The organism is Streptomyces sp. OfavH-34-F (assembly GCF_022347745.1).
Taxonomy (GTDB): domain Bacteria; phylum Actinomycetota; class Actinomycetes; order Streptomycetales; family Streptomycetaceae; genus Streptomyces.
The window spans coordinates 13,507-34,717 of the sequence record NZ_JAKRGC010000011.1 but is presented as its reverse complement, the minus strand read 5'-3'; the positions used below and the strand labels follow the sequence as shown (position 1 = coordinate 34,717).

The 21,211-nt window shown below is 67.3% G+C and carries 19 protein-coding genes and 2 pseudogenes; 9 read left to right on the top strand and 12 right to left on the bottom strand.

The annotated features are described in order from the left end of the window. Window positions 1-82: 82 nt before the first annotated feature. Window positions 83-2,797, bottom strand: coding sequence for an aconitate hydratase AcnA (acnA, locus tag MHW47_RS04280; protein ID WP_308381381.1), 2,715 nt, complete (start codon window positions 2,795-2,797; stop codon window positions 83-85). Window positions 2,798-3,165: 368 nt separating this feature from the next. On the opposite strand from acnA, the gene MHW47_RS04275 reads away from it, so the two are divergent. Continuing rightward, window positions 3,166-4,695 carry a UDP-N-acetylglucosamine 1-carboxyvinyltransferase gene (locus MHW47_RS04275; RefSeq protein ID WP_111338779.1) on the top strand — a complete coding sequence of 510 codons (1,530 nt, stop codon included), beginning with the start codon at window positions 3,166-3,168 and terminating at the stop codon, window positions 4,693-4,695. 938 nt (window positions 4,696-5,633) lie between these two features. Here MHW47_RS04275 and MHW47_RS04270 read toward each other — a convergent pair. The 6 genes and pseudogenes from MHW47_RS04270 to MHW47_RS04245 all read right to left on the bottom strand — a co-directional run bounded on the left by MHW47_RS04270 (window position 5,634) and on the right by MHW47_RS04245 (window position 10,706). Next, window positions 5,634-6,128: a hypothetical protein gene (locus tag MHW47_RS04270; RefSeq protein WP_239221257.1), complete on the bottom strand. Its 495-nt coding sequence runs from the start codon at window positions 6,126-6,128 to the stop codon at window positions 5,634-5,636. A gap of 184 nt (window positions 6,129-6,312) precedes the next feature. Continuing rightward, the gene (locus MHW47_RS04265) at window positions 6,313-6,639 is read right to left on the bottom strand and encodes a hypothetical protein (RefSeq protein WP_239221256.1); all 327 of its coding nucleotides are present in this window, start codon (window positions 6,637-6,639) and stop codon (window positions 6,313-6,315) included. A gap of 133 nt (window positions 6,640-6,772) precedes the next feature. Continuing rightward, window positions 6,773-7,497 (bottom strand): annotated as a pseudogene (locus MHW47_RS04260) (IS5 family transposase); the annotation flags it as partial. A 199-nt stretch (window positions 7,498-7,696) separates the two neighbouring features. Beyond that, window positions 7,697-8,725 carry a hypothetical protein gene (locus MHW47_RS04255; RefSeq protein WP_239221254.1) on the bottom strand — a complete coding sequence of 343 codons (1,029 nt, stop codon included), beginning with the start codon at window positions 8,723-8,725 and terminating at the stop codon, window positions 7,697-7,699. Between the two features lie 2 nt (window positions 8,726-8,727). Next, on the bottom strand, window positions 8,728-8,889 hold the full coding sequence (locus tag MHW47_RS04250; RefSeq protein ID WP_239221253.1) for a hypothetical protein: 162 nt from the start codon (window positions 8,887-8,889) through the stop codon (window positions 8,728-8,730). A gap of 284 nt (window positions 8,890-9,173) precedes the next feature. Next, window positions 9,174-10,706, bottom strand: coding sequence for a hypothetical protein (locus MHW47_RS04245; protein WP_239221252.1), 1,533 nt, complete (start codon window positions 10,704-10,706; stop codon window positions 9,174-9,176). Between the two features lie 245 nt (window positions 10,707-10,951). On the opposite strand from MHW47_RS04245, the pseudogene MHW47_RS04240 reads away from it, so the two are divergent. From MHW47_RS04240 to MHW47_RS04210, 8 genes and pseudogenes are all read left to right on the top strand, one after another. After that, window positions 10,952-11,756: pseudogene (locus tag MHW47_RS04240) on the top strand (transposase family protein). A gap of 16 nt (window positions 11,757-11,772) precedes the next feature. Next, window positions 11,773-13,224: a restriction endonuclease gene (locus tag MHW47_RS04235; RefSeq protein ID WP_239221251.1), complete on the top strand. Its 1,452-nt coding sequence runs from the start codon at window positions 11,773-11,775 to the stop codon at window positions 13,222-13,224. Continuing rightward, window positions 13,221-13,403, top strand: coding sequence for a zinc-ribbon domain-containing protein (locus tag MHW47_RS36055; protein WP_374230050.1), 183 nt, complete (start codon window positions 13,221-13,223; stop codon window positions 13,401-13,403). Before MHW47_RS04235 ends, MHW47_RS36055 begins: the two co-directional genes overlap by 4 nt. Window positions 13,404-13,436: 33 nt before the next feature. Next, window positions 13,437-13,811, top strand: a complete 375-nt coding sequence (locus MHW47_RS04230) for a hypothetical protein (RefSeq protein ID WP_239221250.1) — start codon at window positions 13,437-13,439, stop codon at window positions 13,809-13,811. Then, window positions 13,808-14,434: a hypothetical protein gene (locus MHW47_RS04225; protein ID WP_239221249.1), complete on the top strand. Its 627-nt coding sequence runs from the start codon at window positions 13,808-13,810 to the stop codon at window positions 14,432-14,434. The genes MHW47_RS04230 and MHW47_RS04225 overlap by 4 nt, the downstream gene beginning before the upstream one ends. A 595-nt stretch (window positions 14,435-15,029) precedes the next feature. Then, the gene (locus tag MHW47_RS04220; RefSeq protein WP_374230049.1) at window positions 15,030-15,746 is read left to right on the top strand and encodes a hypothetical protein; all 717 of its coding nucleotides are present in this window, start codon (window positions 15,030-15,032) and stop codon (window positions 15,744-15,746) included. A 237-nt stretch (window positions 15,747-15,983) separates the two neighbouring features. Then, window positions 15,984-16,805 (top strand): hypothetical protein, encoded by an 822-nt coding sequence (locus MHW47_RS04215; RefSeq protein ID WP_239221248.1) that lies wholly within the window; start codon window positions 15,984-15,986, stop codon window positions 16,803-16,805. Further along, a complete protein-coding gene (locus MHW47_RS04210; RefSeq protein WP_239221247.1) occupies window positions 16,802-18,013 on the top strand; it encodes an ImmA/IrrE family metallo-endopeptidase in 1,212 nt (403 codons plus the stop codon). The genes MHW47_RS04215 and MHW47_RS04210 overlap by 4 nt, the downstream gene beginning before the upstream one ends. 346 nt (window positions 18,014-18,359) lie before the next feature. On the opposite strand, the gene MHW47_RS35660 is transcribed toward MHW47_RS04210, so the two are convergent. From MHW47_RS35660 to cas6e, 5 genes are all read right to left on the bottom strand, one after another. Beyond that, window positions 18,360-18,485: a hypothetical protein gene (locus tag MHW47_RS35660; protein ID WP_275448839.1), complete on the bottom strand. Its 126-nt coding sequence runs from the start codon at window positions 18,483-18,485 to the stop codon at window positions 18,360-18,362. Window positions 18,486-18,611: 126 nt separating this feature from the next. Then, window positions 18,612-18,788, bottom strand: coding sequence for a hypothetical protein (locus tag MHW47_RS04205; RefSeq protein WP_239221246.1), 177 nt, complete (start codon window positions 18,786-18,788; stop codon window positions 18,612-18,614). A 291-nt stretch (window positions 18,789-19,079) separates the two neighbouring features. Beyond that, window positions 19,080-19,406, bottom strand: a complete 327-nt coding sequence (gene cas2e, locus MHW47_RS04200) for a type I-E CRISPR-associated endoribonuclease Cas2e (protein WP_239221245.1) — start codon at window positions 19,404-19,406, stop codon at window positions 19,080-19,082. Beyond that, on the bottom strand, window positions 19,403-20,419 hold the full coding sequence (cas1e, locus tag MHW47_RS04195; RefSeq protein WP_239221244.1) for a type I-E CRISPR-associated endonuclease Cas1e: 1,017 nt from the start codon (window positions 20,417-20,419) through the stop codon (window positions 19,403-19,405). The genes cas2e and cas1e overlap by 4 nt, the downstream gene beginning before the upstream one ends. Then, window positions 20,412-21,209 (bottom strand): type I-E CRISPR-associated protein Cas6/Cse3/CasE, encoded by a 798-nt coding sequence (gene cas6e / locus MHW47_RS04190; RefSeq protein WP_239221243.1) that lies wholly within the window; start codon window positions 21,207-21,209, stop codon window positions 20,412-20,414. Before cas6e ends, cas1e begins: the two co-directional genes overlap by 8 nt. Window positions 21,210-21,211 lie beyond the last annotated feature (2 nt).

The following is a 21,211-nucleotide window of genomic DNA, read 5'->3' as shown; positions in this document are numbered from 1 at the left end:
CCGGGGTCGGGGGCGGGGTTCTTCCGTCGCGGTGCCCTCCTCCGCGCGGGAGGCGTGGAGGAGGGCGCTCGTCCGGGTTGGGTCAGGAGGCGACGAGCTGGCGGAGCACGTACTGCAGGATGCCGCCGTTGCGGTAGTAGTCCGCCTCACCGGGGGTGTCGATGCGGACCACGCCGTCGAACTCGACGCCGGTGTCGGTGGTGACCTTGACCGTGCTCGGGGTGGTGCCGTCGTTCAGCTCGGTGACGCCGGTGACGGAGAAGGTCTCCTCGCCGGTCAGGCCCAGGCTCTCGGCGGTCTGGCCCTCCGGGAACTGGAGCGGCAGGACGCCCATGCCGATGAGGTTCGAGCGGTGGATGCGCTCGTAGGACTCGGCGATGACGACCTTGACGCCGAGGAGCGCGGTGCCCTTGGCGGCCCAGTCGCGGGACGAGCCGGAGCCGTACTCCTTGCCGGCCAGGATGACCAGCGGGGTGCCGGCGGCCTGGTAGTTCTGCGAGGCGTCGTAGATGAAGGAGACCGGCCCGCCGTCCTGCGTGAAGTCGCGGGTGTAGCCGCCCTCGGTGCCCGGCGCGATCTGGTTGCGCAGGCGGATGTTGGCGAACGTACCGCGGATCATGACCTCGTGGTTGCCACGGCGCGAGCCGTAGGAGTTGAAGTCGCGGCGCGCGATGCCGTGCTCCGTGAGGTACTGGCCGGCCGGGGTGTCGGCCTTGATCGCACCGGCCGGGGAGATGTGGTCGGTGGTGACCGAGTCGCCCAGCTTGGCCAGGACCCGGGCGCCGGCGATGTCCTCGACCGGCGCGGTCTCCATGGTCATGCCCTCGAAGTACGGAGGCTTGCGCACGTAGGTGGACTCGGCATCCCACTCGAAGGTGTTGCCGGTCGGGATCGACAGGGCCTGCCACTGGGCGTCGCCCGCGAAGACGTCCTGGTAGGACTTGTTGAACATGTCCTCGCCGATGGCGTTGGCGACGACGTCGTTGACCTCGGCCTCGGTCGGCCAGATGTCGGCCAGGTGGACCGGGTTGCCTTCCTGGTCGGTGCCGAGCGCGTCCTTGGTGATGTCCACCTTCATCGAACCGGCGATGGCGTACGCGACGACCAGCGGCGGGGAGGCCAGGTAGTTCATCTTGACGTCGGGGTTGATCCGGCCCTCGAAGTTGCGGTTGCCGGAGAGCACCGAGGTGACGGCCAGGTCGTGCTCGTTGACGGCCTTGGAGACCTCCTCCGGCAGCGGGCCGGAGTTGCCGATGCAGGTGGTGCAGCCGTAGCCGACGAGGTTGAAGCCGACCTTGTCGAGGTACGGGGTGAGGCCCGCCTTGTCGAAGTAGTCGGTGACGACCTTCGAGCCCGGGGCGAGGGTGGTCTTGACCCACGGCTTGCGGGTCAGGCCCTTCTCGACCGCCTTCTTCGCCACGAGCGCGGCGGCGACCATGACGTACGGGTTCGAGGTGTTGGTGCAGGAGGTGATCGCGGCGACGGTGACGGCGCCGTGGTCCAGCTCGTACGTGGTGCCGTCGGGGGCGGTGACGGGGACCGGGTTCGTCGGGCCGGAGGCGCCGATGGCCGGGGAGTCGGAGGCCGGGAAGGACTCCTTGCCCGCCTCGTCCACGCAGTCCACGTAGTTGCGGACGTCCTGGGCGAACTGGGCCTTGGCGTTGGCGAGGACGATGCGGTCCTGCGGGCGCTTCGGGCCGGCGATGGAGGGCACGACCGTGGAGAGGTCGAGCTCCAGCTTCTCGGAGAAGTCGGGCTCGGCGGCCGGGTCCAGCCAGAGGCCCTGCTCCTTGGCGTACGCCTCGACGAGGGCGACCTGCTGGGCGTCGCGGCCGGTCAGGCGCAGGTAGTTCAGCGTCTCGTCGTCGATCGGGAAGATCGCGGCGGTGGAGCCGAACTCGGGCGACATGTTGCCGATGGTGGCGCGGTTGGCGAGCGAGGTGGCGGCGACGCCCTCACCGTAGAACTCGACGAACTTGCCGACGACGCCGTGCTTGCGGAGCATCTCGGTGATGGTCAGCACGAGGTCGGTGGCGGTGGTGCCGGCGGGCAGCTCGCCGGTCAGCTTGAAGCCGACGACGCGCGGGATGAGCATGGAGACCGGCTGGCCCAGCATCGCGGCCTCGGCCTCGATGCCGCCGACGCCCCAGCCGAGGACGCCGAGGCCGTTGACCATGGTGGTGTGCGAGTCGGTGCCGACGAGGGTGTCGGGGTACGCCTGGCCGTTGCGGACCATGACCGTACGCGCCAGGTGCTCGATGTTCACCTGGTGGACGATGCCGGTGCCCGGCGGGACGACCTTGAACTCGTCGAACGCGGTCTGGCCCCAGCGCAGGAACTGGTAGCGCTCCTTGTTGCGGCCGTACTCCAGCTCGACGTTCTGGCCGAAGGCGTCCTTCGTGCCGAACTTGTCGGCGATGACGGAGTGGTCGATGACCAGCTCGGCGGGGGCGAGCGGGTTGATGCGCTCCGGGTCGCCGCCGAGCTCCTTGACGGCCTCGCGCATGGTGGCGAGGTCCACGACGCAGGGCACACCGGTGAAGTCCTGCATGATCACGCGGGCCGGCGTGAACTGGATCTCCTGGCTGGGCTGCGCCTGGGAGTCCCAGCCGCCGAGCGCGCGGATGTGGTCGGCGGTGATGTTCGCGCCGTCCTCCGTGCGGAGCAGGTTCTCCAGCAGGACCTTGAGGCTGTAGGGGAGGCGCGCGGAGCCCTCGACCTTGTCCAGCCTGAAGATCTCGTACGACTCGTCGCCCACGCGCAGCGTGCTGCGGGCGTCGAAGCTGTTCGCCGACACGACAGTCTCCTTCATCAATGTGCGCGGAACTCCGCGCCGCGCCTCACCGCGGCGGGCGCCGCGTGGTGCCGCCTCGGACCACCGGACCATCCGCTAAGGTAAGGCTTAGTTAGGTAACCCTTACCGAGCGGTGCCGCTGTGCGCCTTCGGCATATATCTCGATGTCGAGATAACTCTAGTACATGACCGCTGACGGGTCATGTCCGGGCCGCCCTGGTGCGCCGCGCGCCCGCCCGTCTCCGGGTACCCCGAATGAGCCGCGCAACCGTCCGCGAACACCCCCACTCCCCCGCACCCGGCACACCCTCCTCACCCGAACGGCACACCCCCGTACGGGTGCCATCTCATATCTGAGATAGCCTGCCGACATGTCAGATGACTACCTCGTACGTATCGGCAAGCTCATCCGTGACGCCCGTCAGCACCGGGGCTGGACACAGAGCCAGCTGGCCGAAGCGCTCGGAACCAGCCAGAGCGCCGTGAACCGCATCGAGCGCGGCAACCAAAACATCAGCCTTGAGATGATCGCCCGTATCGGTGAAGCACTGGACAGCGAAATCGTCTCGCTCGGCTACGCCGGCCCCATGCATCTGCGCGTCGTCGGCGGCCGCCGGCTCTCCGGCGCCATCGACGTCAAGACCAGCAAGAACGCCTGCGTGGCGCTGCTGTGCGCGTCGCTGCTCAACAAGGGGCGCACGGTGCTGCGCCGGGTCGCCCGCATCGAGGAGGTCTACCGCCTCCTCGAAGTCCTCAACTCCATCGGCGTCCGCGCCCGCTGGATCAACGACGGCACGGACCTGGAGATCGTTCCGCCGGCCAAGCTCGACATGGACGCCATGGATGCGGACGCCGCGCGCCGCACCCGCTCCATCATCATGTTCCTCGGCCCGCTGCTGCACCGCATGGACGCCTTCAAGCTGCCCTACGCGGGCGGCTGCGACCTCGGCACCCGCACGATCGAGCCGCACATGATCGCGCTGCGCCGCTTCGGCCTGGACATCGCCGCCACCGAGGGCATCTACCACGCCCGCGTGGACCACTCCGTCACGCCCGGCCGCCCCATCGTGCTGACCGAGCGCGGCGACACCGTGACCGAGAACGCCCTGCTGGCCGCCGCCCGCCACGACGGCACGACGGTCATCCGGAACGCCTCCTCCAACTACATGGTCCAGGACCTCTGCTTCTTCCTGGAGGCGCTGGGCGTACGCGTGGACGGCATCGGCACGACGACCCTCACGGTGCACGGCGTCCCCTCCATCGACGTGGACGTGGACTACTCGCCCTCCGAGGACCCGGTCGAGGCGATGAGCCTGCTCGCCGCCGCCGTCGTCACGGAGTCCGAGCTGACGATCCGCCGCGTGCCCATCGAGTTCCTGGAGATCGAACTCGCGGTCCTGGAGGAGATGGGCGTCGACTGCGACCGCACCGCGGAGTACGCCGCCGACAACGGCCGCACCCGCCTGGTCGACCTGACGGTCCGTCCCTCCAAACTGGAGGCGCCGATCGACAAGATCCACCCGATGCCGTTCCCGGGCCTCAACATCGACAACGTCCCCTTCTTCGCGGCGATCGCGGCCTCGGCCCACGGCCAGACCCTCATCCACGACTGGGTCTACGACAACCGCGCCATCTACCTCACCGACCTGAACCGCCTCGGCGGCCGCCTCCAGCTCCTGGACCCCCACCGCGTCCTGGTCGAGGGCCCCACCCGCTGGCGCGCCGCCGAAATGATGTGCCCCCCGGCCCTGCGCCCGGCGGTGGTCGTCCTCCTCGCGATGATGGCGGCGGAGGGCACGTCGGTGCTGCGCAACGTGTACGTCATCAACCGCGGCTACGAGGAACTGGCGGAGCGGCTGAACTCGGTGGGCGCACAGATCGAGATCTTCCGGGACATCTGAAAGCCTGCAGAAGAAGCATCGTCACACCCCTCCTGACCTGCACAAATGCGAGGTGAGGTGGGGTGTGACGAAGTCTCTGGGACTTCTCTGGGACTTTGAACCAGGAGCGACGGATCACGTGCACCGCGCAGTGGTAGATCCTCCTTGCCCTTTTGCATGACCTGCGTGACGCCGACCCTCTCACCTGCCGTGTACGCCCCTCGTACGGGCCGTGGCGCAGGCCGGGAACACGAGCCAGAAGACAAGGAACCACGCGGCGATGAGCGATTGCGCCGACCAGCCACAACGTCACGGTGTCGGCCAGTGCCACTCGGAGAACGAGCGGGAGCGCCGAGCGCGCATCGTGCGGAGCAGCAAAGCGGGTCCGAGGACGGCCGGTCGCGATTCCCAGACGCCAGCCTGGAGTTTCAGTTGCCGGCCGTTGAGGAGCCGGCGGAACGAAACGAATGCGATCAGCGCGGCCACGATGGCGGGGCCCGGGTCGCTGCGACCACGCAGATGGTGCGGTCGTCCGCGCTGGACAGATCGGCGAAGCGAGGCTGGAAGGGGCCTGGAGCGCGGGAGCGACGGCTTTCAAGTACCGCGCCTCTTCACGTGATGGGTCATCGAAAACATGTCACGTTGCGCCAACGTGGGAGAACATGCAGGTCAGACAGGGTTTTGCGGTCCCGCCAGGGGCTGTTGGACGCCCGGAGCGTCAAATGAGCGTCACAGCCGCGGAGCGCTGAGGCCGTACTCCGGGCTGCTGGGAGGCTATGCACCAGCTGCCACGGCTGCCAAGCCTGGGCCTTTGTCTTGGCCGTCCGCTCAACCCGTCTAGCCCCTCCACAAGCCCGGCAGGGCTCTGAGGGAAACGGGGATTCTGGGCCCCGGAGGGACCAACGAACTGAGCTGGGCGAAGGTACGCCGGACGGATCGACGCGTCCGAAGCGTCCGATCTACGAGCCGGTCTCCCCCTCTTCGCCGAGCACCCGCACAGTCCAGTCGAAAATGTCGTTGGACAGTGCGAGCAAGACGTCGGAGAGCTTGCCGATCTCCTCCGGCGCCAGGGGCCGGGTCTTCACCTGCCAATCCTTCTGGCTGAGCATGACAAAGGGCTCGCCGTTCGCCTTGGTCAGCCACACGCCGTGAATGTAGGTGTTGCGGCCCTCCAGGTGGCCGCCGACGTCGTCCAGGAGCTTCACGAGCTCGTCGCGCTCGGCCTCGGAGATACGCTCGTCGACCGCGGCCTTCTCCACGAGCCCCTTGGCCTCGTTCACCAGCCTGCCCGCCGGTACTCCGTCGAGCTTCCGGAGCTCCTTGGGCGTAATGGCGAGCCTGCCGCCGACATATCGCACCGCGGCCTCCAGGTTCCCGGCGCGGTACACCATGCGGCCGAGGGCGGCCTCGATCGCGGTGAGGTCTAGGGGGATGTCGCTCTGTTCCGTCGTCATGTGCGCCAGGCTCGCACGGGACCTTCGCCAGCCGCCTGGGTTTTCGGCACCTGGTGGCGGACCCGGCGGTGGGCGGACTCGTTATCCTCGCGGCACCGGGCCACACTGGAGCAAGACCCCGGATGAGCCTTGCCGCTCGAACGGCGGGACAGCCCTTAAGAACGCCTAACACAATGAGGTGGTGTCACCAGCAGGCGACGCACTGGGTGAGGTCTTCCGACAGGAACACCGTGAAACGTCTCTGTGATCCGGTGACCGTCGCCATGTAGACCCGGATTTCTCCTGCGGCTTCGAGTCCGGCGATGGCCTCGGCAAGTCCGGCACGGGGTGTGACGCCCGTGTCGAGCATTACCTCGTGCCGCCAGGACCAGATGCCCCAGAGCTGTCGTGCAGAAGCCGTTTGGTTCAGGAAGACCTGGAAGTCCGCGCCTGCCTCCAGCTCGGCCAGGACTGCGCGTGCTGAAATGCTGTCGTCCTGGGACAGTGCGGATTGCAGGGCGTCTCGGTTCATGGGATCAGTTTGCCGGGCCGGTCGATCGACATGGGGTGAGTGCCGGTCAGGTCAAGGACAGCACCTGGCGGTGGGTGATCAGGCAGCAGGCGAGCTTAAGGAAGGCTTCGTGGATGTCGGCTCGGCGTTCCCAGCGGACGCGGAGTCGTTTGAAGCCGTGAAGCCAGGCGAAGGCGCGCTCGACCACCCACCGGTAGGTGCCCAGTCCGCTGCCGTGGGCCGTGCCGCGTCGGGCGATGACGGGGAGGATTCGGCGGGCCCAGACCTGGTCTCGGTAGACATCGTGGTCGTAGCCGCGGTCTGCGAAGACCGATTCGGGCTTGCGACGGGGCCGCCCGGGCCTGCCCCGGACTGGTGGGACGGCATCGAGCAGGGGCAGGAGCTGGGTGACGTCGTTGCGGTTGCCCCCGGTGAGGATGACCGCGAGCGGGGTGCCGTTGCCGTCGGTGATCAGGTGGTGCTTGGAGCCGGCCCGTCCCCGGTCGACTGGTGACGGGCCTGTCTGGAGCCCCCTTTTAGCGCTCTGACGTGGCTGGAGTCGACAACCGCTCTCGACCAGTCGAGGCGGGCGGCGGCGTTCAGTTCGGCCAGCAGCACCTCGTGCAGCTGCTGCCAGACGCCGGCCTCGTTCCAGTCCCGCAGCCGGCGCCAGCACGTCATGCCGGAACCGAAGCCGAGCTCTTGGGGCAGGTGTTCCCACTGAATACCGGTATGCAGTACGAACAGGACTCCGCACAGCGCCTGCCGGTCCGGGACCGGCTTGCGGCCCGGGTACCTGAACCGTCTCTCCCGCTTCGGCAGGAGCGGTTCGATCCGCTCCCACAGGTCATCCGACACGATCCACGGCGAAGCCCCCATGGCTCGGACAACGCCCTACCCGCCGAGCGGACACGGCCACCAGGGCCGATCCACCTCATTGTGTTAGGCGTTCTAAGACGTTGTAACCACTTGGACAGCCGTGATCGTTGGGAACGATGGCCGTCTTCGAGACGGTATCGGCGCGTGCGGACATTGCCCGTAGCGTGAGCTCTTCGCAGCCAGGCCGCCTCCGCAGTGCTCAGCCGTCCTCGCTGGCGAGGTGCAGAGCGAACATGAACATCGAATATCGGTCCAGCTCCGCGGCCCAATCCGGCATGGACAGGTACTGGTAGGTGTTCAGTGCGACGGCAGCCAAGCCGGGTGCTCCGTCCGGGAGGATCCCACCGGACACTGCCCACGAGCGCCACATCGGGTCTCCTGTCAGCAGCGACATGATCTCCGGCATCTCTGGAGCACGGGGCATCAGGTTCTGAAGGATGACCGTTGCCATCATGCAGGCGCACAGGGCATTGCACAGGTCCTTATCATCGGCTGCCTCAATGGCGCGCACCATGCCCCTGACGCCCTGAGCTAGTGGGTGCACTGCCATGAGGTCGATCCCAGCGAACTCGGCCTGGCGGAGCAGCTGACGCACGTTCTCGACAACTTCCGGGTGATCTGGGAGAGCCGTCGTGAGGGCGTCCAGCAGTCCCTCGGCCCCGAGGTCTTCTCCGCCGCCCACGAGAAGTGGGGCCCCTGCCTCCAGCAGGGCGGGGTGGAATACCGTCGGGATGTCGGACTCGGCAAGGGCCGGCATGCTCAGCCCTACCTCGGCAGCATGCTCACGCAATTCCTCGTCCCGGTTGCGCCGGGGCGGGAGGCGGTTGGGGAGCATTTTCGCGGCAGCGGCCGCTCGGCCTTGGAATGCCCGGTCGGAGTTCCCTCTCGGGATTTCTCCGACGCCTGCCCGCCTCAGCGGTCGCTCCAAGGCGGCGATGATGGCGGCCCGAAGCCTCTGAATACTATGGGGGGTTCCGTCGACGGCCCAGAAGACCCACCCCCACCATCCGATGCTGCGGCCTGCTCGCGTGTTCTCCGCAAGCCATAGAGCGCGGTCCAGGATCAGGGGACGGAGCGTCGGGGGTGCGGGCTCGAACCACGTCGCCGGGTTCGGGAGCCAGGCGTGCTGCTGCCAGCGCTCCACCTGTGTGGTGGTGGCCTTGAGTCCGCGTGCCGTGATGGCACGGACCAGGAGGAGGTGTGCGTCGGACGGTTTCGTGCGGACCATGGTCAGTTCCTCTGACTGTCGGTGGTGAGGACGGCGTAGAGGGTGACCGCCGTTCCAACGGCGCTCGCCCATGCTTCGCTCTGCATGGCGACGGCCGCGCTGGCCGCCACCACGAGCAGCACCCAGATGCGTCCTCGGTCGCGTCCGGTGGGGTTGGAGTTCATGTGCTCGGTCCCTTTCTGACGTCTGTCCAGCAGTGCAGCCCAGCCGCATGAGCGCGGGATGGTGCTGCTCGTGTATGGACTCACGCCGCCTCACGAGATCCGCAGGAAACCTCGCGGGGAAGCCTCCCGCTCCCCACGCTGGAGGCGCCTAACCAGTGATGATGCCGATGAATCCGGAGAGCTCCAGAATCGCGAGGAGGTCCCCCTGTGCCGTCCCTCGTTGAGAGTCGACACAAGGGGACCTCGCCGCTCTGGCTATAGCAGGAACTACGACGTGCGGCTTGTCAGTCGCCGGCGGGATCGTCGCCCGCGGCCACTTCGGGCTGGGCCGCGAGAGTCGGGAACCGGGGCCACTCGATGCGCTCGATCAGCCAGGCGGCCAGGGACACGAGACCGTGGTCTGCGTACACGCCTTCCCCCCATACATTCGCAGCGGTGGCGGCCATTGAGGGGGCTCCGACCGCGTCATCCCACCCAGGCGAGGGGGCCCACTCCGCGCCCACGGCCCCTTCACGGGTCCTAACTTCTTCACCACCGGTCCAGAGGGTGACCTCTGCATCCCATCGGCCGTCACCGTACTTGTTCGTGGTGAGCTCGACATGGGCGTCCGTGCCAGGAATGCTGATCTCCAGGCCATCCAACGAGTCACGGTTGAGGTCGAGGCGGATTCCAAGGACCCTGTTCAGTGCCTCGACCAGCGACTCTTCCAGTTCGTCTTCCCCCCAGTAGAGGTCATCGAGGATCCCGGCGTCGGCCTCGGAGTCGGCATCCATGAAGGTAATGACTCCGTCGGCGAACTCGAAGCTGAGGTGCGCGCGCACCAGCACGTTGGGGATCGAGATGACCTCCACCTCGGGGTCACCGCCATTCCACAGCGACTGCACGGTGGTCTCCCCCGAAGCCAGGAATTCCACCGTCGCGTAGACGGTCTCGCCTCCGGCTGTGCCGGGGTCGACTCGCGGGTTCCCGCGGCGGGTCGCGGCCGACGCGGAGGGCTCGTCTACTTCGATCATGACGTCGTCGACCCCAGCCAGCGCAAGAAGGTGCGTCACGCTTGCGCCGTAGCTGCTCATGCTGGTGCCGTCGCCGTCCCGGGTGCGGGCGTAGGCCCGTTCGAGCCCTTCGATTCGGCCGATGCCGATCGGGTCACTGTCCAGCTGTGCCGGTAGCTGATCACGGAGGTAGCGGATGATGGCGGAGCGTGCGTGGCCATCGTCCACGGTGAAGTCGAAGAGGGTGGGCCTGAGGTCCTCAAGACGGCGCATCTCCGGCGCCGACTTGTTCCAGGCCGTGAAGGCGGCCAGTACGTCACGGTCGCCGCTGACGATCACGATCTCGTCCGGGGCGGCACGTTCCAGCACGTCGCGGATCCAGGCACTGTCGCTGGCGCCAGTCTTGACCCCGCGCGATTCCCTCTCCCCCGTGCTGGGGTCGGCCGCCCTGGCTCCTTTGAGCTTGGCCGGCGAGCGGAGAAGCACCTGGTCCTTCAAGCCTTCGATCGCACTTCGACCAGTGAGCTCGATGATCTCCACGTTGGGGATCTTCGCCAGGTTGGCGAGCACCGCCGCGATCACCTCGTCGCGGTCTGGGTAGTCCGATACAGGCACGCTGAGGCCAGCCTGCTGGAGTCGCCAACGTTCGGTGGACGCGGCATTCTTCAGGATCTGCCAGTCGAGTACCAGGTGTTCGGCCCACTCCCAAGCGACAGTCTCGGGTACCCAGGTCTTGACGCCTATGCCGGCAAGTCGCGCGGCCAGGCGCTCCAGTTGGTCGAGGTCAGGTCGCGCGTAGCCGTAGGCATTCGCGTCCAACGCCACGGCCTTGAGCTTTTCTCGAAGGGGGGAAGCCAGTCTGAGGGTCGCGCTGTCCGTAGATCGCGCTCGGGATTTCCTTGACAAGGGCTGGATTCTCTACCCGCAGCGCAGCCATCGTGGGCGCTCACACAATAAGCTGTTTCCAACCCGTCAGCAGTGTTTGTCAGTTGGGCGGCTTATTGCCGCGATGAAGCTCCTGGTAGGAGGTGTCAAGACCAAGATCCACAGTGCCCCACGAGGAGCCTCGCGTGTTTGTCTACCCGTCATCGATTGATCTGTCCAGCAGCACCCTGCGCTACCTGAACGCTCAACTGCATGTCCGGCAACGGGAGGTCGGAACATGCTGGCGGCGTCTGCCCGCAGGCCGATAGGCCCTGCTCGCCTTGGCCCACCTGCGATGCGGCTATGCCTGTGCCCAGCTCGCCGCCGGGTTCCGCATCGGCATCGCGACCGTTTGTCGCTACCTACGCGAGGTCGTCGTCGTCCTGGCCGCCCTCACCCCGACTCTGACCAAAGCGATGAAGACCATCCGGACCAAGGCGTTCGTGATCCTGGACGGCACCCTCCTGCCGATTGACCGGATCGCCGCCGACACCCCGTACTACTCCGGGAAACACAAGCGCCACCGCATGAACGTCCAAGTCCTCAGCGATCCGTTCGGACGGCTGCTGTGAGCGTCACCCGCCCTGCCCGGGTCCGCCCACGACCTGACCGCCGCACGGACCCACGGGATCATCGACGCGCTCGCCGTGGCCGAGCTGAAGTGCTGGGCGGACAACGTGTGCCGGGGAGCCGGCCACCCCGTCCACGTCCCCTTCCGAGGCCGTCGCCTCAAGCGGTGGCAGCGCAGGCACAACAGCGCGCACGCCAAGATCCGCTGCCGGCGAGCAGGCCATGACTACTCTGAAGGGCTGGCGCCTTCTGCGAAGGCTCCGCTGCGGCACCAACCGCATCACCGCGATCGTCCAGGCCGTTCTCGTCCTTCACCACGCGTCAGCGTGGGGTTGGGAAAGGCTCAATGACGTAATGCGTCCGCATCACGTGTCACGGTGAAGCAGAATCAGCTGGTGTGAACGACGTTTCTCCCGTGCCCCGTAGTGATGTCTTCCTTGCGCCCGAATCCGGGCTGGCCGACATGTACTCGCGGTTGAGCGCGGCGGACAATCCGCACCGGCGGGGCAAAGACTTCGAGAAGCTGCTGCGCCGGGCCTTCGAGCTGGCGCACTTCATAGTGGAGCTCGATCCGGGCATGGCCTTGCCTCGGCAGACGGACCTGGCCGTGCGTTACGGGGAGCGGCACTACCTGCTGGAGTGCAAGTGGCAGCAGGCAAAGGCCGACATCGATGTGCTGGGTACGGTGCATGACCGGCTGCGGCGTGTCAGTTCCCATGTGATCGGAGTCATCGTCAGCGTTTCGGGGTTCACCACGACACTCATTGACGAGGTGGGCCGGGAGCGCAGCAGGCCGGTGCTTTTGATGGATCACGCAGATGTGCTTGCCGTACTGCGTGAACCCGCATCGCTCCCGGGCCTCTTGCATAGCAAGCAGGAAAGGCTCGTCACCCACGGGCGTGTTCATCTGAGCGCCGGAGCAGTTCAGGGGCTGCGCCGCCCAGCGCGCGAGCTGCCGCCCGGCGACCTGATGCTGCGCGGCCAGGGTGGTGACGCCTTGCCCTACATCGCTGTGCCGGGAGGGTTCACATCCGCGGTCTTCGCCACATCGGTGACGGATGTCGACTGGTCCTTCGGCCGAGGGCAGGGGGTGTGCCTGGACATGCCCGTACAGGCTCGTTCGACCGAGGATCTAGTGGGGCTGCTCCACACTCTCGACGAACTCGGGCTGACCAGTCACCGTCCCACATGGGCTTTGCAGCAGCTCGGGACCTCCTGGTTCGGGATCGGGGCTCCAGCGCTTATCGAGGCTCTGGACGAGGCTCCGCAGCGGACAGCGGCTCTGGATGAGCCCCACCACAGTGAACAGCTCGTTTACTGCGACACCGCGCTGGACGGTCTCTATACCTTGACCGCGAGGATCAGCGCTCCCCCACTGCCTGGCCAGTTCCCTTCCAAGGACGAGCAGGCAGGCCGACGCGCGGTCTCCCAGTGCAGGCTTTCCTTCCAGCTGCCCGGTACTCCGCTGGACACGACCGCGCTTCAGCACCTGCGGGAGCGCTTCGGCGTCACCGCCAATGCCTACTTCCGACCTTTGGAGGCCACGGCGATACGGGTAACTTGGTTCGAACGGCTTCCGGTTGAGCTGCTGGCCACGATCGTGGAGCTCGATCCCATCACCGCAACAAGGTTCGTCGTCGGTCTCGTCATCCGCGACCACTACTCCGCGAATGGCGACCATCCCGTCCTCACGGACTGGCCCCTTGAGCTACAGGACACCGGATTCCTCGTGTGCGCCCTGGCCCATCACCATCCCGTGGACAAGCCTCCTGAACGGTACTGGCTCGAGGCGATCCACTCGACCAGGACGTCCGATCTCACCGTCACCACCATTCAGGCCAACTGGTGACCGCGCGGAAGGCCGCTGGAGCATCAGCCGTGCGCTGTGCGGCGGTGAAGGGCCCACATGAGGTGACCCCCGGCAGCTCCTACCGAGCCGCCTGGACCTGGAGCCGCCAGCACCTCTGGCTAGCCCAAGTGCGGCACCGAACACATCCAATAGCGGCTGCCCCCACTGCTACCGTTTGACTTCATCTGCATGACCGAGAGGGGACAACTACTGTGATGCTTCCGGAGATTGCTGCGGAGGTTAGCACCGGCGCAGCCGTCGCCCTGGCGGCCGGAGCCGCCACGAGTGGGGCCGTGTGGGCCAAGGCGAAGGTGCGCGAGCTCATGCACCGGGGAACGGCGGCCGAGCAGAATGAGGCCGTCGCCGTATTCGACAACCCGGAAGCCACCACGGAGGAGCTCGCGGCCCGCGTTGCCCCGCTCCTGCGGGTGCATCTCGACTCCTACCCAGTGGCGGTCAATGAGTTCAGGGCCCTCACCATCGGGGGGACCACTATCTACAACCAAAGCAACACCGGAGCCGGTGTGTTCATCGGCGGTGACAACCACGGTGGTCTGACCATCAACCAGGGCGGGCCCGCCACATGACCGAACACCTTCCCAAGGCCGAGAAGAAGGTTGTCAACCAAACCAACCGCGGTTCGGGAACCTTTGTGGGCGGTAACGTCCTCGGTAATATCGTCAACCTTTTCATGCCCTCCCACCGTCGCCCCTCACCGACCAGCGAGAACCGGGCCGCTCCTCCAGAAGGCGACTATGACGACATCACGTTCAACCTGATCGGATGCATAATCATCGGAATTATTGCGGGTACAGGACTGATGTACTGCATCCGTGGGCTCCCCTTCGCCGACGCCTCTCCGGCTCCCGGTTTGACGAAAAGACTAGTCGGAGGAGTTCTGTTCTTCCTGCTCTTTGTCGGATGCGTCGCGGCGTTCCTCGCGCGGGCCGCCCAAGGCTTCGACCTGTGGGCTGGCCGCTGCGCTGACCTCGCGGTCGACACTCGTGTGCGGCTCTTGGCCTATCTGCCCGCCGGCCTGACCCGATTCATGGCGTCTGCCGCCTTGGTGACGGCAACCATGGCCGCCTTCTTCGCCTTGCTTTTCGGGTGGGGGGAGTTCGGCAGGAATATCCAGGAAAGGGCGCACCTCGCGCGTGACAACGCCGCCATGCACGCCGCGCGGGCCCGGGCAGCCGTACGAGCAATGTGAGTCCACCAGGAATCCGAGAATCGCTGAGGACCCGAACGGCCTGTAATACGATCTGGTGGTTCCACGCAAGCCAGCCGTAACGGGGGACGATACTCGAGCCGCACCTGAGGTCAAAGGCGTCAGTTTTTCAGTCCCTGCCAAGGGCCCCCATGGCTGACGGCCGCCCGTAAGGCCAATGGTCAGATAGTCGCCGCACCCACGAGGTCCAACAGGGACTTCCTCTCACCCTCGGAACGTAGGGAGAAAACATGGGCGTGCGCCCAGGCAGCGGGTCGGGCCAGGTCGGTTGGCGGTAGCGTTCCGTCCGCCCTTCACCCTTCGCCCTTCGCCAACCAGTAGCGAGCCCGCTGATCGCGAGGGCCGGTATCCCTGAGCGGCCACACGTCCTACCTCACTACAGTCGCCCCATGCCGCAGTATGCCAAGAAGCATCACTTCATACCCCAATTCCTCCTCCATCACTTCGCTGGCCCCACGGGCAAACTGGTCGCCCATCAGGTGATGAGCGGGCGGCAATTCGGCTCGGCCACCGCAACTTCGGTCACTCGATCTACCGGCCGGGACACGAACCCGACCACGTGTCGATGGAGGCGGCCATGGGGAAGATCGAAGACGAGGCCGCCACTGTCGTCTGGGAGCTGGTAAAGGGACGGGAGCGCACTGTGCCCGCCCACGCCCGCAGCGCCCTGGCTTGGCTCTTGGCCCTGCAGTGGCAGCTCAGCCGCTTCCTGATGTACGTAACCGGCAAGGCGAGCGGGGTTGAGGGCAGCGGGCTGCCCGATGAAGAGGTCCAGACGAGCATGATGGGGTTCATATCCATGTACGTGATCGATCCGTGGCGGCTCCGCCACGACGACGACGCGTACCACAAGGATCAGTGGAATCACCTGGTCTCCACTCTGCTGTCCAGCGACATGCACTGGTCCTGCTACCGCCCTCGCAAAGGCGGGCTCCTGGTCGGCGACAACCCCGTCTGCTTCTCCGGCCTGGTGGGCCCTCCGCCGGAGGACGTGCCGCCCGGCTACTTCGACCACGGCGTCGTGGTCGGATTCCAAAACTTCCGGCGCCTGACTTTGCCGCTGGGCAGCACCCTCGCCGTGATCATCTCCCGCGATCCCCAGGATCACTCGCGGCTGCGGGTCGCGGACATCAACCGCTACAGCGTCTTCAATAGCCGTGAGTTCGTGGCGCACGCCCCGGACTGGGCCAAGAGCCACCCGGACCTCGCCCGCGAGCTTCCTCATCTGCTGGAGCGGCAGCGCATGGTCGCGCCTGCTTTCCTGCAGGGCTACGCCCCCGGCAAACGCAACTAGGGCCTGGTTCGCTCCCGGGAGCCGCGTAGAACCAAACCCAACAGCCCAAGTGGAAGCACTGCGAGCGCTAATCACTGCCTCGTTGGCCCCCAAGGCCGACTTACGGGCCCGCCCCGCCGTTGGACGGCGCGCGTGCCGCAGAGGCCGCCACACCCACCGGGCAATTGGCGAGCATAAGTTAAGCCAGAGTGCTACGTTGTCGTCCATCCGGTAAGCGACTAGTGCCGTGGGGGGATCATGGCTGGTGAATTTGCGCCGTCGCAGTGGGCTGATGAGCAGTTCGGTGATGACGCCGCGGAGGTGATACGGCATGTGGTCAAGGGCCTGGCACGTGGTCAACAAACCGCTTACGAGGTGCAGGTAGCGGCCCAGAAAGCGGGAGCCGTGGACAAGCGCGCCTACGGCAGCATGTGGGCCACGCGCTACGGACAGGTCGTCAAGCAGTTCGAGCTGGCTGAACTCCCCGGCTATGAGGCCCGCAAGCCCAAAGGGGCGTCGTACAGCTTGGCAGTTGTCAACGGGCGAGTGCTGATCCCTTTCCGGCACGCTGACTCGCTGACAGAACCAATCTCCCGCGCGAAGCTGAGCACAAAGATTCCTCACCAGGTTTCCCGCGACAACGGCGTGGGCTCAGCGCGACCTCCATTGACGCTGTTCGAGGGGGAGGCCGAGGCCACCGAGCCGGCGGCGGAGCCCTCGGTGGCCGAGGCCGCTGCTGCGGCCTCGGCCGAGCAGCTGACGGTGATCTACGTCGCGTACGCAGCCAACGCCGACAGCGACAAGGTACTGGCCGCCTGGTGGGGTACGCCGACGTCGCTAGAGGACGACGGCACCATGGTCTGGGACCCGGAGCCGCTCGATATGAGCATCGCTTCCGCAAAGCATGACTCCACCCATTCCCGTGACGACTTGCGCGGCTCAAGTAGAGGCGTCCCCCGTGCGCAGGGCTTCAGTGGAGGTGACGTGCCCGGTCTGGGCGTCACGCACCGCTCCGAGGTCGCCAAGAGCCCGTCCGCTGAACAGGAACCAACCATCTCCAACATAGAAGACGGCGAATGAGTAAGAGTACCCAACCACCGCTTTTCACCGCCTCCGGCAGCCGCCGCGCTGTCAAGGGCCGCGGCGACCGGGGACAGCTATCCCCGGCTGCCGTGCACGAAGCCTTCGACCCCGCCCGGCTGGCCCAGGCCCGCAGCCTCCTCGGGATGACGAAGAGGCAGCTGGCTGATGAACTGGGAGTCACCCCCGCTGCCGTGAGCCAGTACGAGATGGGCACTAACCGGCCGCGCCCCGATTTGCTGCCGCGCCTAACCGAAATTTTGGATGTGCCGCTGGCGTACTTCCTGGCGGGGCGCCCGCACGCACGGCTGGACCCCTCGGCTGCACACTTCCGCAGTCTGCGCAGCACCCGGGCCTACCAGCGCGCCAAGGCCGTTGCGTTCACCGAACAGGTCTGGGAGCTGGCCTACGCACTGGAAAGGCGTGTCCAGCTCCCCTTGGTCGACCTCCCCGGCTTCGCTGGAGGCGAGGTGCACCCGGGCACGGATCTGCCCAGCGACCCCGCCTCCGCTGCCCGCGCCCTGCGAGTCGCGTGGGGGCTGGGCACTGGACCCATCGCTCACCTAGTCCGGCGTCTGGAAGCACGCGGCATTGTGGTGGTGGCCCCGAAGCGCGACGAAGACCTGCGCTCCGTCGACGCCTTCTCCACCTCATACCTCCCCCGCCCAGTGATCGTGTTGACGCCCAACCGAACCGATGACGTCTACCGTCACCGCTTCAGCGCGGCCCACGAACTGGGTCACCTGATCTTGCATGGCGACACCAATCCGGGGGACATTACTCAGGAACGTGAGGCCGACACCTTCGCAGCCGAGTTCCTCACCCCCCGCGAATCGATCCTGCCCGAGCTGCCTGCGCGGGCGGACTTGCATAAGCTCTCGCAGCTCCGCGACGGTTGGGGGGTCTCGGTGCACTCCCTGCTGTACCGCTGCAGAGAACTTGGGCTCTTGTCGGACTCCTCTGCCAGCCGTGCCTACCAGCGGCTGCACGGTCTGCAGGGGCAACCCGGCTTCGCTCCGGACCCCCTGGCCGGCTATCCCGGCGAACAGCCCGCGCTGCTGTCCCACGCCTTCACTCTCGCCTGCGAACACGGGCTGACAATGACTGAACTGGCACACGAGTTGGCTTGGAGCGCAGCCCAGGTGCGGCGCATGCTCGGTGTCGAGGAAGACCGGCCAGCCCTCCGGCTGGTCAGTAGCTCGTCGTAAAGACTGGTTGATAGGGTTCTACGACCTGACCCCACCGCAGAGGCGTAATCCCCACAGTGCGGCCCCCGAGCGGTTCACGGCTCAGGGCTCGTGAATCACTGGCTCTTGCGAGGGCTGGGAATCTTCGGCAGCAGTTCCCGCAGAGGCTGTCTACCGCTCGCCCAGGCCGCAAGGGGTCCACCGGTCGGCCAGGTGCATCTCAGCTGAGCGGCCAGGGTGCACAACGCGCTGAGAACCGGCCGTTCGTGACGACGAGAACGATGGCCGCGCCGTAGAGCTGACGGGCGGTCCCGTTGACCCGCTGCAGGTCCGGGGTGCCGTCCGCCGACCCGCGGTCACCGGCCGCTCAGCGCTTGGACTGGATGACCCAGGTCCGGCCCATGGGGCCGGTGGCCAGGACGTCGGCGCCGTTGTCGCCGGCCCCGCCGATCTGCCGATCTGCCGATCTGCCGGGTGTCGGTGCCTCCGTCACGGCGCATCAAGTCACGGATGACGTACTCGAAGTCCTGGTGATGCAGGGCATCCAGCTGCGGCAGCGCGTAGCGCAGGGCTGCTGCTGTACCCGCTCCCAAGCCTGTTGCTGCTGGAACCGGTGAAATCACCAGGTCCCGCCCACCGCAGCGCACGCTCCCAGTACGACGAGCACCCACCAGTTCGTCACCAGCCAGGAGAGCACTGCCGACACCGCCGCTATGGCCATGGCCTCGCCCTCGACGAGGAGCAGCAGGTCTTCCTGCCGCCGCTGTCTGCTGCGCCCCGCTGCCGCGGCCGCCACGCCGGCAGACGCCGCGCGGCACAGCCCGCATGACCTGGAAAGAACGCCCGGTCTCCTTGGGAGCCCTCTGGGACTTTCCTGGGACTTTCGGCCGCATCAAGGGGCCCAAGCGTGAAACAACCGAAAGGCCATTTCCCCAGGTCAGAGGCTGATGGTCGATCGTTCCTGCAGGTCAGCCAAGTGACTGGCCTCTTCCGGGACATCTGAGCGGGCGCGCCGGCGCGCCCGGCCCGGCCTGCGGGTGGGGTGGGGCGGGCGCGTCGGCGACCGCCGTGGACGTGGTGGGCGGGCCTACCTCGGTCCGCCGGCCGGCCGCCAGGACCGGCCGCCCTGGCGGGGGCGCGCGATCAGGGTGAGGCCGTCGAAGTCCACGGGGGACCATCGGTCGCGGCCGGCCGTGCGGGCCGTCCAGCCCTGTTCGTTCGTGGCGGGTTCGATCATGACCGCTTGGCCGTCGTGGATGCGGTCGGCGAGGAGGTTCCACAACCGGTCGCGGATACGGGGGTTCGGGTTGCCGACGTAGACGCCTGCGGCGACTTCGGTGAACCACCGGGTGACGTGTCCGCGCAGACCGGGCGGGGCCGCGACGAGGACGACCACGGTGGTACCCGTGCTCATGACGCCACCTCGCCGTCGCCGGAGCCGTCCCTTTCAGCCGGCTTCGGTTCCGGCTCCGGTTCCGGTTCCGGGATGATGTCGAGGTGGTCGGCGGCGCTCCAGTTCCGGCCGCTGCTGACGACGGTGTCGCCGTCGTCCCACAGGGCTCCGAGATCCTCGTCGGAGAGTTCGGTGCCTTCGCGTACGAGCAGCCGTTTGATGTCGGTGACGATGCGGGGCAGCAGTTTGCCCTTGACGACGGCGTCGCGGAAGGCGGTGCGCGCGTCGCGCTCCGAGGTCAGGCCCTGGGCGGCAAGGTCGAAGGCCAGCGGGATGGTGTATTCCGCCTTGTAGAGGTCGGCGATGTCCAGCACGAAGGAGAGCGCGTTGCCGGTGTGGACGAACCCGAGGGCGGGGCTGGCGCCGAGCCCGGTGATCGCGGCGTGGCTGATGCCGTAGAGGGCGGAGTTCGCCGCGGACAGGAGCCGGTTGACGTCGTCGCCCGCCGCGAAGGCGTCACCCGGCTTGTAGTCGCGCTTGACCCACGGTACGCCGGTGCGCGCCGAGTGCTCGGCGTAGAGACGGCGGACGCGGGTGCCCTCCCGGCCCCGGAGCTGCTGGAGGGTCAGACCGGTGGTGTCCTCGCCGGTGAAGCGCATCTCGTACATGCGGCGGGCCACGGCGACGCGTTCCTTGGGGCGGGTCACCAGCCATGCCTGGCGGAGCTGGAGCTGGGAACCGCGCGCCGTCCCGATACCGGTGGCGTAGAGGCGTACACCGTGTTCGCCGACCCAGCACACAGCGGTGCCGGAGTCGGCGAGCAGGGTGACGGCGGGGTGCGTGATGCGACTGCCCGGGCCCACCAGGAGGACCGCGAGCCAGGCCGCCGGAACGTGGACAGTACGCGCCTTGTTGACCAGGACGATGGCATTGTCGTCGCGGTCGATGTGACACCGTTCGGCGTAGAGGCTGCTGATGCGGTCCTCGAGCCGGTGGACGTCCTGGGGCCCGGTCCGCCACCACGGTTCAGCCACGGTTCACGTCCTCGGTGGCGCGGAGCGGGGCCAGGGTGAGGAGGCCCTGGCCGTAGCCCTTGGCGGGGCCGATGCCGCCGAGCAGGCAGGCCCGCAGAGCGTCGGGATCGGTGACGCGCAGCCGTCCTTCGAAGGTCGCCGTGGACAGGGTGACGCGCGGTCCGCCCTTCCGCTTGCTGAAGCGCAGGATGTCCCGGCCGACAACGGCGACCGCCGGCCCCGGTGACGGTTTCCGGTCGTCGGCGGCGGGCTCGCGCAAGCCGGGGGCGGGCGGCGTGACGTCGGCGTCGGGGATGGTGAATCCGTGGCGCTCGCACCGCTGGAGGAGCCATCCGATCTGCTGGGCCACGGTGCGGTGGGCGACGCGGAAGCCACGCGGCCGGCCGCCCTTGTCAGCGCCTTCGCTGATTCGGGCGGCCTGGGGTTCGCTGGGCCGGGCGGGTGCCAGGACGTTGTGTACGGGGTTGGCGGTGAGGCGGAAGCCGAATTCGCGGCCGTACGCGAGGCGGTCGAGCAGGGGGGTGTAGTCGGCGATGAGCGGATCGCCCCCGTCGGCTCCGGGCCAGCCGGCGTCCTCGACCAGGTGCGCCCAGGAGGGGCGGCTCTCGGTGAGGACGAGGACTTCGGCCTGGTGGGGGCGGTTGCTCTCCAGTCGCCACAGGACGCGTTCCGTGACGGGCTGGACGGCCAGCCCGTTCAGTACGGCCGCGTGCAGCCGGTGCGGGTTGGCGAGCAGGGAGACGGCGGCCCGGCGGCGCGGGTTGAGGGGGATCTTCGACAGGTATGGCATGC

Excerpts from the sequence above, each read along its gene's own strand:
- MHW47_RS04215 (WP_239221248.1), top strand. The coding sequence starts at position 15,984 with ATGGCTGGTGAATTTGCGCCGTCGCAGTGGGCTGATGAGCAGTTCGGT.
- MHW47_RS04275 (WP_111338779.1), top strand. The coding sequence starts at position 3,166 with ATGTCAGATGACTACCTCGTACGTATCGGCAAGCTCATCCGTGACGCC.
- MHW47_RS04270 (WP_239221257.1), bottom strand. The coding sequence starts at position 6,128 with ATGACGACGGAACAGAGCGACATCCCCCTAGACCTCACCGCGATCGAG.
- cas2e (WP_239221245.1), bottom strand. The coding sequence starts at position 19,406 with ATGAGCACGGGTACCACCGTGGTCGTCCTCGTCGCGGCCCCGCCCGGT.
- MHW47_RS04210 (WP_239221247.1), top strand. The coding sequence starts at position 16,802 with ATGAGTAAGAGTACCCAACCACCGCTTTTCACCGCCTCCGGCAGCCGC.
- MHW47_RS04250 (WP_239221253.1), bottom strand. The coding sequence starts at position 8,889 with ATGAACTCCAACCCCACCGGACGCGACCGAGGACGCATCTGGGTGCTG.
- cas6e (WP_239221243.1), bottom strand. The coding sequence starts at position 21,209 with ATGCCATACCTGTCGAAGATCCCCCTCAACCCGCGCCGCCGGGCCGCC.
- MHW47_RS04255 (WP_239221254.1), bottom strand. The coding sequence starts at position 8,725 with ATGGTCCGCACGAAACCGTCCGACGCACACCTCCTCCTGGTCCGTGCC.
- MHW47_RS04225 (WP_239221249.1), top strand. The coding sequence starts at position 13,808 with ATGACCGAACACCTTCCCAAGGCCGAGAAGAAGGTTGTCAACCAAACC.
- MHW47_RS04220 (WP_374230049.1), top strand. The coding sequence starts at position 15,030 with ATGGGGAAGATCGAAGACGAGGCCGCCACTGTCGTCTGGGAGCTGGTA.
- MHW47_RS04265 (WP_239221256.1), bottom strand. The coding sequence starts at position 6,639 with ATGAACCGAGACGCCCTGCAATCCGCACTGTCCCAGGACGACAGCATT.